The organism is Methylobacterium iners (assembly GCF_022179305.1).
Taxonomy (GTDB): Bacteria; Pseudomonadota; Alphaproteobacteria; order Rhizobiales; family Beijerinckiaceae; genus Methylobacterium; species Methylobacterium iners.
The window spans coordinates 57,592-70,595 of record NZ_BPQP01000089.1 but is presented as its reverse complement, the minus strand read 5'-3'; the positions used below and the strand labels follow the sequence as shown (position 1 = coordinate 70,595).

4 protein-coding genes and 1 tRNA gene are annotated in these 13,004 nt (G+C 71.0%); 4 read left to right on the top strand and 1 reads right to left on the bottom strand.

Annotated elements, in window-relative coordinates; translation table 11 throughout:
• Nucleotides 1–252: 252 nt before the first annotated feature.
• Nucleotides 253–327, bottom strand: a tRNA-Val gene (locus MFF55_RS23265).
• A 159-nt stretch (nt 328–486) separates the two neighbouring features.
• Between MFF55_RS23265 and MFF55_RS23260 the strand changes: the two genes are divergently transcribed.
• The 4 genes from MFF55_RS23260 to MFF55_RS23245 all read left to right on the top strand — a co-directional run bounded on the left by MFF55_RS23260 (nt 487) and on the right by MFF55_RS23245 (nt 13,002).
• A complete protein-coding gene (locus MFF55_RS23260) occupies nt 487–1,533 on the top strand; it encodes a hypothetical protein (protein ID WP_238246490.1) in 1,047 nt (348 codons plus the stop codon).
• 2 nt (nt 1,534–1,535) lie between these two features.
• Complete coding sequence (locus MFF55_RS23255; RefSeq protein WP_373874856.1) at nt 1,536–3,710, top strand: glycosyltransferase family 2 protein; 2,175 nt, start codon at nt 1,536–1,538, stop codon at nt 3,708–3,710.
• Nucleotides 3,711–4,213: 503 nt separating this feature from the next.
• Nucleotides 4,214–11,626, top strand: a complete 7,413-nt coding sequence (locus MFF55_RS23250) for a type I polyketide synthase (RefSeq protein WP_238246489.1) — start codon at nt 4,214–4,216, stop codon at nt 11,624–11,626.
• Nucleotides 11,623–13,002 carry an aminotransferase class I/II-fold pyridoxal phosphate-dependent enzyme gene (locus tag MFF55_RS23245; RefSeq protein WP_238246488.1) on the top strand — a complete coding sequence of 460 codons (1,380 nt, stop codon included), beginning with the start codon at nt 11,623–11,625 and terminating at the stop codon, nt 13,000–13,002. Before MFF55_RS23250 ends, MFF55_RS23245 begins: the two co-directional genes overlap by 4 nt.
• Nucleotides 13,003–13,004: the final 2 nt, after the last annotated feature.

The window sequence follows — 13,004 nt, the reverse complement described above, 5'->3', positions numbered from 1 at the left end:
GTCAATGCGCTCAGGCGTCGTTCTCACAGCAGATTTACCGTGGCCTGGAACGGGACACGGGGGCGGTGGGACGATGGCCTCGTGACGCCTTAAGGGGCAGTGCCAAGGCACCCTCCCCGCGTCGCCGACCACCCCGCCGGACCCCGTCCGAGTGGGGCGCTTTCACGTGGGTTTCCGACCCAGTTTCCGACCCAACGAAAAAGGGCCCCGCGAGGGGCCCTGATTTTCTTCAACCATTCCAGTGGGTTGGAATGGTGGGCGCGACAGGGATCGAACCTGTGACCCCTACCATGTCAAGGTAGTGCTCTCCCGCTGAGCTACGCGCCCCCGATGCGGTTCCGCCTCGGCGAGGTCGGGCGTATAGCGTCTGGCCGGCGGCCATGCAAGCCGAAGCCGGGCGAAACGCGCGTCGCTGCACGGCGGCGAAAAATGCGCTAAGGCCACCGGACCGGCGGCGGCCGGCCCCGTGGCGGGCAGCGGTGAGGAATGCGGTTCAACGTCGATTACGATCTGGGGCATGTTGTCCGGGGCTGGGTCGTCCCGGACAACCCGGTGGCGATCAGCCGGGTCGTCGTTGCCGTGGACGGGCGTCGCGTCGCCGAGGTGTCGGCCACCCACAGCGACGACGCGATCCGCCGGAACGGCTGGCACTCGACGGGACAATGCATCTTCGAGGTCACCGAAGCATCGGTCCCGAACCTGGCGTCGGTCCGGCGCCTGGAGATCTACGACGCCGAGACCAACGTCCTCGTGCATCGACGCGCCCCCCGCGACGGGCTCGTGCAGGAGCGGGTACTCCTCGTGAACACCAGCATCCGTCCGGAGGTCCCGATCCAGACGGCGATGTTCGACCATTTCCGGCAGAGCTATTTCGGGATCGGCGGGTTCTCCGAAGAGGTGATGCGGGTGGTGCTGGAAGGCCCCTGGCTGACCTCGTGCTTCCTCTCCGGCGCCCTGATCTATCCGCGCTACGAGGGCTCCCTGCAGCCGGATCGATTCCTGACGACCTGCCTCGTCCATGATCCCTTCGTGGAGATGGCGACCCGGATCCTGTGGCTGCGGAGCAAGGCGCTGACCGCCGCGGACCCGGCCCGCAACTGGCGCCTCGGCCGCCTCGCCGAGGCGGCCCTGTTCATGGCCGACCAGGATCTCGACGATCCGAAGAGCCTCAAGCGCCTGTTCCGGATGCTGCCGGAGCCGGCCTACCACCTCCTCTACAATCCGCTGACCCGGCAGTTTGGAACGAAGCTGCCCGACGACCGCCTGCATCCGGGCAATTCCATCGTCGCCATCGAGATCCTGGCCCGCGTCGGAATCGTCGGGCACCGGGACTTCTTCGAGGCCTTCGTCGCGACGGTCTTCGACCGGCTCGGCATCGAGGCGACGGTCCCGGCGCCCGAGCCGATCCCGGGGGAAGCGAACACCCTCGCCAATCAGCTGCGCGGCCTCAAGGTCGCCCGCGAGATGCTGGTCTTCGACGTCGCGATGACCGACGCGGTCCGCACCGCCGTCGCCAAGGGCTGGACCCTCTGAGCGTGGCATCCCCGGCATCGCCCTCCGCCACCCTGACCGACCGCCTCGGCCGGCGCGACACCCGCGCCTTCGCCCTCGATGACAACGGCTGGCGCCTCGACCTGGCGGATGTCGGGCTCGCCGGGGCCTGGGTGACCCTCCGCTTCACGGATCGCGGCAGCGAGGGGTTCGCCCGCGTCCTGATGAGCGCCGCGTTCGACGGCCCCGAGGGGCCGGCGACTCAGGCCCTGCCCGTCGAAGGGGAAGGCGGCGAGGACTTCGCCTGGACGGGCCGGCTGCCGACGGGCCTGCGGGCGCTACGGATGACGCGGCTGTCGCGGGACCGGCCCTTCGCGCTCGTCGCCTGCACGATCCGGCGTCGCGGCCGGGCCGCCCTCGTCGGGCGCGCGCTCCTGCGCCAACCCGCCCTGACCGCCCGGGCCGTCTATTGGCGCAGCTTGGGCCTGAAGGTCCGGGCCCGCGGCCTCCTCGCCCGCGCCCTCGCCCACCGCGCGGAGACGAGCTATCCCGCCTGGATCGCCCGGTTCGACACCTTGCGCGAGGCGGATCGGCAGCGCGTCCGCGGCGAGATCGCGGCCTGGGCCGAGCCGCCGCTGATCTCGGTGGTGATGCCGGTCTACGATCCCAGGCCCGCCGTGCTCGAGGACGCGATCCGCTCCGTTCGTGCGCAGCTCTACCCGAACTGGGAATTGTGCATCGCCGACGATGCCTCCACGAACCCGGTCATCCCCCGCCTCCTCGATCGCCACGCGGCGCGTGACCCCCGCATCCGCGTGGTGCACCGGGTGGAGAACGGACATATCGCCAAGGCCACGAACGATGCGCTCGCGCTGGCGAGGGGGCGCTTCGTCGCCTTCCTCGACCACGACGACCGCCTCGCCGAGACGGCGCTCTATCATGTCGCGGCCGCGATCCGGGCCGACCCGGACCTCGTCCTGCTGTACAGCGACGAGGACAAGATCGATTCCGGCGGACGACGCTTCGAGCCGCATTTCAAGTCCGGATTCGACCGGGAACTGCTCTACGGCCAGAACTACATCAACCACCTCACCGTCGCGCGGGCCGAGGCGCTCCGCGCGGTCGGCGGCCTGCGCCCCGGTTTCGAGGGCAGCCAGGACCACGACCTGCTCCTGCGCCTGACCGCCGGCCTCGACCCGGCCCGCATCCGTCACATCCCGAAGGTCCTCTACCATTGGCGGGCGGCGGGCGGCTCCGGCACCTTCTCGGATCGTGCCCTCGCCCGGTCCGAGGCGGCGCGCCTTCAGGCCCTGGCAGAGGTGGTGGCGCCCTTCGGCGGCCGGGCCGAGCGCGGGCCGCTCGGCTTCAACCGCCTGGTCAGGCCCCTGCCCGATCCCAGGCCGCTCGTCTCCGTCATCATCCCGACGCGGGACCGGGCCGAACTCCTCCGCGTCGTCCTCGACGGCCTGTTCACGCGGACCGATTACGCGCCGATCGAGGTCGTCGTCGTCGACAACGACAGCCGCGAGCCGGAGACGCGGGCGCTGTTCGCGACATACGGCGCCGATCCGCGCCTGCGCGTCCTGCCGGTGCCCGGCGCCTTCAACTTTTCGGACCTCTCCAACCGCGGCGCCGCGGCGGCGCGGGGCCGGATCCTGTTGTTCCTCAACAACGACATCGAGGTGGTCGAGCCCGGCTGGCTGGGTGAGCTGGTCTCGGTCGCCCTCGATCCGGAGGTCGGCGCCGTCGGCGCAAAGCTTCTGTACCCCGATGGGACCATCCAGCACGGCGGCATCGTTCTGGGCATCGGCGGCGTCGCCGGTCACAGCCACCTCGGACTCCCCGGCGACGATCCTGGCTACTTCGCCCGCATGGTGCTGTCGCAGGAAGTCTCGGCCGTGACCGGCGCCTGCCTCGCCATGCGCTCCGAGGTCTTCGCGGAAGTCGGGGGCTTCGACGCCGAGCTCCTCAAGGTCGCCTTCAACGACGTCGACCTCTGCCTGCGCATCCGAGAAGCCGGATACCGGATCGTGTGGACGCCCTACGCCTGCCTGGTCCACCACGAGTCCAAGAGCCGCGGCCCCGAGGATACGCCCGAGAAGCGCGCGCGCTTCGAGGCCGAGACGGCAGTGATGCGCCAGCGCTGGGAGCCGCAGCTCCTCGCCGACCCCTATTACAATCCCAACTTGTCCCGGGTCGCCGCCCATTTCCGGCTTTAAGGCTTCCGGGCGATATGTTGCGCTGCGGCACCAGGGCGGAAAAAGCGACAGCCCGAGCTTGGTCCCGCGGATGAGAATGGGGATTGCCACATTCGCCCCCGGCGCGGCGCCGAGCGCAGGCTAGCCCCCGCCTCGGCGATGCCCTGCGCAGGGCTGCGCAATAGCGATCATGCACTTCCCAGGCCTCGAGAAAGGTGAGCGGGCGCTGAGCGCCTCATCTCCACGCTTTTGCCCCGTGCCCGGTGCCTGAATTGCGGCGCTTATTGGGTGCGACTTGGCTCGAATTTTGAAAGCCTCGCGGGCATATCGTCCAAAACCGGACATCCCGACGCAGCAAGAGCCGACGAATACGTGCGGTGACCGGCCGGCCTCCTCATTCAGGCCGTGTTTCGGGGCCAGGGACGGGTTGGACACCGGGTTGGGGTCATAATAAGGGTGGTCGCGATTGTTCGCCGGCCGGCGAGCGATCTTGTCCCCCGTTCAAGAGCGTGTGCGAATCGAACGTGACAAAGCGTACAGACATCGCGATCATCGGCCGTTCCTGCCGTCTTCCCGGCGCCTCAAACGTCGACGGGCTGTGGCAGCTCCTGACCGAGGCGCGCTGCGCCGTCGGCCGCATCCCCGAGGATCGGTGGTCGCTGGAGCGCTTCGGCCACCCTCGCGCCCAGGAGCGCGGCAAGAGCTACACCTGGTCGGCGGGAATCCTCGACGACATCTGGTCCTTCGATCCGGCCGTGTTCGGCATCTCGCCCCGCGAGGCCGAGCAGATGGACCCGCAGCAGCGACTCCTCCTCGAACTCACCTGGGAGGCTCTCGAGGATGCGGGCCTGCGTCCGTCGAGCGTGGCGGGCAGCGGCATCGGCGTGTTCGTCGGCGCCTCCTCGCTGGATTACGGCAACCTGCGCGTGCTCGACACCGCCTCGGGCGATGCCTACGCCGCCACCGGCAACACGCTCTCCATCCTCTCGAACCGCATCTCCTACATCTTCGACCTGAAGGGTCCGAGCTTCACCGTCGACACGGCCTGCTCGTCCTCCCTCGTCGCCCTCGACAACGCGGTGGCGGCCATCGCCTCGGGCCGGGTCGACACGGCCGTGGTGGCCGGCGTCAATCTGCTGGCGAGCCCCTTCAACTTCATCTGCTTCTCGAACGCGCAGATGCTCTCGCGCACCGGCCTCTGCCAGGCCTTCTCGGCCAATGCCGACGGCTACGTCCGCTCCGAGGGCGGCGTCGTCCTGGTGCTGCAATCGGCCGAGGCCGCCGCGCGCAATGGCAACACGGTGCGCGGCGTGATCGCGGCGAGCGGGGTCAACTCGGACGGTCGCACCACCGGCATCTCGCTGCCCTCGGGCTACGCGCAGGGCGCGCTGCTGGAGCAGGTCTACCGCGAGGCCGAGATCGACCTCGACGCGGTCGCCTTCGTCGAGGCGCACGGCACCGGAACGCCCGTCGGCGATCCGATCGAGGCCGGCGCCATCGGCGGCCGGCTCGGGCGTCCGCGCAAGGCGCCCCTGCCGATCGGCTCGATCAAGAGCAATATCGGCCATACCGAGCCGGTCTCCGGCCTCGCCGGGCTGCTCAAGGCGAGCCTTGCTCTCGAGCACGACCTGCTCCCGCCGTCGCTGCACGCCGCCGAGCTCAATCCCGACATCGCCTTCGATGACCTCAACCTCGCGGTCGCCACGAAGCCGCTGCCGCTGCCCCGCGGACGCGCGGAGCGCTTCGCCGGCGTGAACTCCTTCGGCTTCGGCGGCACCAACGCCCATATCGTCCTGACCGACGCCAAGCCGGTGGCGCAGCCGGCGGCCGGCGAGACCCGGGCGCCCGAGATCCTGATGCTGTCCGCCCAGAGCCGGGCAGCGCTCAACGAGCTCGCGCTCGATTATGCCGATCGCCTCGATGGCGCGGAGCCGGCCGAGGTCGTGCGCGTCGCCGCCGCCGCCGCGCATCGCCGCGAGCGCCTGTCGGCGCGGCTCGCCCTGCCGCTGAACGCCGACGTCGCCACCGCGCTCCGCGCGGTCGGCGAGGCCGAGGACACCGATGCCGCGGTCGGGACGGCGGTGGACCGCGCCGCCGAGGTCGCCTTCATCTATTCCGGCAACGGCAGCCAATGGGCCGGCATGGGCCAGGAGGCCTATGCCGAGAACGCCGTCTTCCGCGAGGCCTTCGACCGGATCGACGTACTCTTCTCCAAGCTGTCCGGCTGGTCCCTGAAGGAAGCCCTGTTCGCGGACGACCTCGAGCTGCGCCTCGCCGAGACGCGGGTCTCGCAGCCCCTGATCTTCGCGATCTCGAGCGCCTCGACGGCGGCCCTGCGGGCGCGGGGCCTGAATCCGTCCTACGTCATCGGTCACAGCGTCGGCGAGATCGCCGCCGCCGAGGGCGCGGGCATCCTCAGCCTCGAACAGGCCGTGAAGGTCATCTTCCATCGCAGCCACCATCAGGAGACGACGCGGGGCCTCGGCACCATGGCGGTCCTGCTGGCGCCGGCGGAGGAGATCGAGGTCTTCCTCAAGGATTATCCGACCCTCGACATCGCCGCCTACAACAGCCCGAAGGCGATCACCGTCGCGGGGCCCGTCGACGCCATCGACGCGGCGATGAAGGCGCTGTCGCGCCGGCGTCGGCGCGGGCGCAAGCTCGACCTCGAATACCCCTTCCACGGCCGGCTGATGAACCCGACCGAGAAGCCGCTGCTGCGCGATCTCGCCGGGCTCAAGCCCCATGCCGGCACGACGGCCATGGTCTCGACGGTGACCGGCGACGTGCTCGCGGGTTCCGAGTTCGGGGCCGGCTACTGGTGGCGCAACATCCGCGAGCCCGTGCGCTTCTGCGAGGCGGTGCAGGAGGCGACCCGTCGGGGCGCCCGCATCTTCGTCGAGGTCGGCCCGCGCGCGACCCTACTCTCCCATGTCGGCGACGCGATCGAGCCGCTCGGCATCGAGACGGCGGGCGTCGGCGTGATGCATCGCAAGCCGGCCGGTGGCGATCCGATCGCCCGGGCCGTCGCCTCCGCCCTGGTCCAGGGCGCGGCCGTCGACGAAGCGACCGTGTTCGGCGAGAACCCGCAGGGTCCCGTGTCCCTGCCGCTCTACCCCTGGCAGCGCCGCAGCTTCCGGCTGGCCGAGACCACCGAGGGCGTCGGCGGCGTCGGCGTGCGCAGCTTCCACCCGCTCTACGGGTCCCGCGTCGCGGCCGACAGCCTCGATTGGCACGGCCATGTCGACATCGCGACGGTGCCCGAGCTCGACGACCACCGCATCGACGGCCAGGCGATCCTGCCCGGCGCGGCCTTCATCGAGATGGCGCTCGGCGTCGCCCGCGAGGCCCAGCGCAGCGACAGCGTCGCGCTCGCCGATTTCGAGATCCTGTCGCCGATGGTGTTCGGCGAGGATTCCCTGCGCGAGGTCAGCGTCCGGCTCTCGGGCAGCGGCAACGGCATCCAGATCCTGAGCCGTCCGCGCCTGACCCAGGCGCCCTGGCAGCTGCACGCCCAGGCCAAGATCGTGGACGGCACCTTCTCGGCGCCCGCCCCGGTCACGATCGAGGTGCCCGTGGACCATGCGGTCGCCGGCCCCGACCTCTACCGCCGCGCGGACGCGGCGGGCCTCGGCTTCGGCCCGAGCTTCCGGCAGGTGACCCTCAGCGCCCGCGTCGACGATACCACCATCGTCTCCGAGCTGGCGCCGGCCGAGCCGGACACGCGCTTCGGACTCGTTCCCGCCCGCCTGGACTCCTGCTTCCACGGTCTGATCCTGCTCTTCGCGGACCTGCTCGGCGAGAACGCGACCAAGGCCTACGTTCCCGTCCGCTTCGGCGAGATCCGCCTGGTCCGGCCCGGCGCCGTGATCGCGCGGGCGCAGATCCGGACGCGGCGCTGCAACGAGCGCAGCATCCTGGCCGACTTCACCCTGGTCGACGCCGAGGGCGAGGTCATCGCCACCCTGCGCGAGGGCCGCTTCCAGGCGCTGCGCGCCAAGTCCGACACGGAGCTCGCGGCCTACGCGATCCAGCAGCGCTCGGAGCTCGCGACCGAGCCCACCGCGATTCCCCTGGAGCGTCAGCCCAGCATCGCCGAGAGCCTGCGGCCGCAGGCGAAGCTGGCCCGCGCGCCGGCCGAGACGCCGCTCGCGCCGGGCCACCTTCTCCTCGAAGGCTGGGCGACCTCCCTCGCCTACCGGCTTGCCGAGGGCCTGCAGCGCTCCGGCAGCGTCGCCCTCGACGAGCGGGTGCCCGACGGGATGCGCCCCTGGCTGCTCAACGCTCTCTACGCCCTGGAGAGCAGCGGCCTCGCCAGCCTCGACGGCGAGCGCTGGATCCTGCGCAAGGACGTGTCGCTGCCCGCGCCCGACGAGATCATGCGCTGGATCGCGGCCGACCATCCCGAGCTCTCCGCCGAGCTCGTGCTGATCGCCGATATCGGTGCCGTCGCCAGCCGGCTGGTGGCGCGCGACCTGACCGCCGCGCCGACCCTGTCGCAGAACGCGCTCGACGCCTTCGCCCTTCGCAGCGCGACGGCCCGCGCCTCCGCCGACGTGATCGCCAGAATCGTCGAGGAGAGTCGGACCCGCCTGCCGCGCGACCGCGCCCTCCGGATGATGCAGGTCGGGTTCGGTCCGCTCTCCGCCCAGATCGCCGCCTTCGCCGACGGGGTGGAGGCGCAGCTGACCGTGTTCGAGGCGGACCGGCGTCTGGCCGAGCGCGCCCGCCTCGCCCTACCCCGCGGCGTCGTCATCGTCGAGGATGCCGCTGCCCTGCCCGAGAGCGGCTTCGACATCATCCTCGCCAGCAACGTGCTGCACCGGGCCGAGCGCGGCCTGCTCGGCCGGGTCGGCGATGCGCTGGCGACCGGCGGATTCCTGCTCGCGGTCGAGCCCGGCGCCTCCCTGTTCCGCGACCTCGTCTTCGGCCTCACGCCGGATTGGTTCGAGGCCGGCGCCGGCGACCTGCCGGTCGGGCGCCTGGAAGACATCACGGGCTGGCAGCGCCTGCTCAGCGATACCGGCCTCGTTCGCGTGGCGGTCGACCGGGCGGCGTCCGGCAATGGCGACGACCTCCTGCTCATGGCCGAGGCGCCGGTGCGCCCCCATCCGGCCGCGGGGCAGAGCTTCGCCTTCGTCATCGGCTCGCATGACGCCTTCGCCGCCGAGACCGCGTCGTCCCTGGCGACGCTTCTCGTCGCCGGCGGCGTCCACGTCTCGATCATCCTCGATTCCGAGCAATCCCTGCTCGAACTCGAGCGGGAGACCCCCGACACGGTGGTGTTCCTGGCCGGTGCCTTCGGCCGCGACGGCGCCGCCGCCGACCGCCTGCGCGACCGCTGCCTCAGCCTGAAGCGCTGCGTCGAGCATCTCGGCGCCCGCCAGACCCGGCTCTGGGTGATCTGCCCGGGCGCGACCCGCGACCTTGGCGAGGGCAGCGCCGTCGAGACCGGCGTCTGGGCCTTCACCCGCACGCTCGCCAACGAGGTCGCGAGCCTCGACGTGCGCCGGATCGACCTGTCGCCGGCGATGTCGTCGAAGCGCTCTGCCGAGCGCCTGCGCGACCTGATCCTGTCGGGCACCCCCGAGACCGAAATCGTCCTCGACGACGACCGCACCCGCGTGATGCGGTTCTCCCCCGGCCAGATGGCCCGTCGGCCCACCGCCGACGCGGTGCCGGCCGAGGCGGCGCGGCTCGAGCGCAGCAACACCGGGGGCCTCAACGAGATGCAATGGGGACCGGCCGAGCGCCGCGCCCCCGGCCGCGGCGAGGTCGAGATCGCGGTCGAGGCGACCGGCCTCAACTTCCGCGACGTGCTCTGGGCGCTCTCGATGCTGCCCGAGGAGATCCTGGAGGACGGCTTCGCCGGTCCGCGCCTCGGCCTCGAAGTCGCGGGACGCGTGCTCGCCGTCGGCCCCGGCGTGAAGGCCTTCAAGCCCGGCGACAGGGTCGTCGCCTTCGCACAATCGGGATTTGCCACTCACATCGTGGTGCCCGAGCTCGTCGTCGCCCCGAGCCCTCCCGGCGTCGGCGCGCAGGCCGCCGCCACCGTGCCGGTCGCCTTCCTCACGGCCTATTACGCGCTCGTCACCTGCGCCAAGCTGCGGCGCGGCGAGTGGGTGCTGGTCCATGGCGGCGCCGGCGGCGTCGGCCTCGCCGCGCTCCAGATCGCCAAGCTCAAGGGCGCCCGCGTCATCGCGACCGCCGGCTCCCGTGAGAAGCGGGCGCTGGTCAAGGCGCTGGGCGCCGAGCACGTGCTCGATTCGCGCTCGCTCAGCTTCGTCGACGAGGTCCGCCGCATCACCGGCGAGGGCGTCGGCGTCGTGGTCAACAGCCTGTTCGGCGAGGCGATGGAGCGCTCGCTCAACGTGCTGCGCCCCTTCGGCCGCTTCATCGAGCTGGGCAAGCGCGACTACGTCGCCAACACCCATATCGGCCTGCGCCCGTTCCGGCGGAACCTCTCCTATTTCGGCGTCGACCTCGACCAGGTGCTGCAGCACCAGGGCGAGGACGGGGCGCGGCTGTTCCGCGAGGTCATGGCGCTGTTCACAGAGGGCGGCCTGAAGCCGCTGCCGTTCCAGCCCTTCACCGCGGACGAGGTCTCCGACGCCTTCCGTCTGATGCAGCAATCGGGTCACGTCGGGAAGATTGTGATCGCGCCGCCGAAGCCCGGCAGCGTGATGGTCGCCCGCAAATCCGCCTTCGGAATCGCCGGCGACGGCGCCCACCTCATCACCGGCGGTCTCGGCGGCTTCGGTCTCGAGGCGGCGCGCTGGCTTAGCGATCGCGGCGCGAAGCACCTCGTCCTCGTCGGCCGCAACGGCGCGGCGACGCCCGAGGCCAAGGCCCTCGTCGCCGAGCTCACCGAGCGCGGCGTCACCGTCGATGCGCGGGCCTGCGACATCACCAGCCGGAAGGCGGTCGATCGCCTGCTCGCCGATATCGAGGCCGACGGCACGCGGCTCGCCGGCATCATCCACGGCGCCATGGTCCTCAAGGACGGGCTGATCGCCAATCTGGACGGCCCGAGCCTCGACGCGGTGATCCGGCCCAAGGTGATCGGCGCCGAGCACCTCGATGCGGCCACCCGCGAGCGGCAGCTCGATTATTTCGTGCTGTTCTCCTCGGCCACGACCTTCATCGGCAATCCGGGTCAGGGCGCCTACGTCGCGGCCAACGGCTTCATGGAAGGCCTGGCCCGCGAGCGGCGCCGTCACGGGCTGCCGGCGCTCGCCGTCGCCTGGGGCGCCATCGGGGACGTGGGGGTGCTGGCCCGCAACCGCGCCGTCATGGAGACGCTCGCCGGCCGCGTCGGCGTCACGCCGATGGACGCGCGCCGCTGCCTCGACCTCATGGCCGAGGCGCTGGAGGGACAGGGCGCGCAGCCGGACGACGCCGTCATCGCGATCGCGGCCATGCATTGGGGCAAGGCCCGCGAGCGCCTGGCCACCATGCGCTCGCCGAGCTACGCCGATCTCGGTTCCGACCAGCAGATGGAATCCGGCGCCGTCGCGGCGATCAACATCGCCGCGCTCCACAAGACGCAGGACATCGACACGGTTCGCAAGACGGTGTCCGACGCTATCGTCGAGGACATCGCCCGCATCCTGCGCCTGCCCAAGGACGACATCAGCCGCGTGCGTCAGCTCTCCGAGATCGGCCTCGACTCGCTGATGGGCGTCGAGCTCGGGGCGAGCCTGCAGGAGCGCTTCGCTCTCGACGCGCCGCCCTCGGGCATCTCCTCGGGCCTCACCGTGAACGAGCTGACCGAGACGCTGATCCAGTCGATCTCGGCGCCCGTCGACGAGGCGGCGGCGGCGGTGATGAGCCTCGCCCAGCGCCATGCCGGCGAGAGCGTCGACATCCGCGACCTCGAACCCTTCAACACGATGGTTGAACAGAACAGCCTCGAGATCAAAGAGATCCTGATATGACCGGACCCGCACGACCCGATGGCGGGCGCGCGGCGCTCGCAGGCTTCGTCACGAACCGCCTGGGACGCAACGCGGCCACGACGCGTCCCACCCCGCCCAAGCCGGCGGCCAAGAGCGAGGCCGGCGTGCAGCGCTTCGAGGCGCTACCGGGCTATCGCGAGCTCAAGCTCCAGCGCTCGGCCGCCGACCTCATCGGTCTCGGCAACCCGTTCTTCCGCATCCATGAGACCCGAGCCGGGGCGACGACGCGCATCGACGGCCGGTCCTTCATCAACTTCTCGTCCTACGATTATCTCGGCCTGAACGGGCACGCGGACATCAACGAGGCCGCCCGCAGCGCGATCGACACCTTCGGCACCTCGGCCTCCGCGAGCCGGATCGTCGCCGGCGAGCGCCCCGGACACCTGAGCCTGGAACGGGCGCTGGCGGCGCATTACGAGACCGACGGCTGCGTCGTGATGGTGAGCGGCCACGCCACCAACGTCACGACCATCGGCGCCCTCTTGGAGCCCGGCGACGTGATCTTCCACGACGCGCTGATCCACAACAGCGTCGTCACCGGGGCGCAGCTCTCGGGCGCCCAGCGCCGCTCCTTCGCCCATAACGACCTCGACGCGCTGGAAACCCTGCTCGGCGCGACCCGGCACGAGCACCGCCGCGCTCTGATCGTGGTCGAGGGCCTCTACAGCATGGACGGCGACGCGCCGGACCTCGCCGGGCTCGTCGCCCTCAAGGAGCGCTACAACGCCTGGCTGATGGTCGACGACGCGCACGGCCTCGGCGTGCTGGGCCGGAGCGGCGCGGGCCTGCACGAGCATTGCGAGGTCGACCCGAGCCAGGTCGACATCTGGATGGGCACGCTCTCCAAGACGCTCTCGACCTGCGGCGGCTACGTCGCCGGGCCAGCGCCGCTCATCGAGTACCTGAAGTGCACCGCGGGCGGCTTCCTCTACAGCGTCGGCCTGTCGCCGCCGCTGGCCGCCGCCGCCGAAGCCGCACTCGCCCTCATGCATGCCGAGCCGCATCGGGTCGAGCGCCTGCGCCAGAACGGCCAGCTCTTCCTCGCCTGCGCCAAGAAGCACGGCCTCGATACCGGCACGAGCCTCGGCCTCGCCGTGATTCCGGTGATCGTCGGGGATTCCCTGAAGTCGGTGACCCTGTCCGACCGCCTGTTCAAGCGCGGCATCAACGTCCAGCCGATCATCCATCCGGCCGTGCCGGAGCGGGCCTCGCGGCTGCGCTTCTTCATGACCTCGGAGCACACCCCCGAGCAGATCCGGGAGACGGTCGATGCCGTGGCCGAGGAGCTCGCGGAGATCGAGAAGGGCGGGTCGCTGATCGAGCGGCTGATGGCCAAGCGCAACGTGCGGGCTTGAGC

Excerpts from the sequence above, each read along its gene's own strand:
- MFF55_RS23245 (WP_238246488.1), top strand. The coding sequence starts at position 11,623 with ATGACCGGACCCGCACGACCCGATGGCGGGCGCGCGGCGCTCGCAGGC.
- MFF55_RS23260 (WP_238246490.1), top strand. The coding sequence starts at position 487 with ATGCGGTTCAACGTCGATTACGATCTGGGGCATGTTGTCCGGGGCTGG.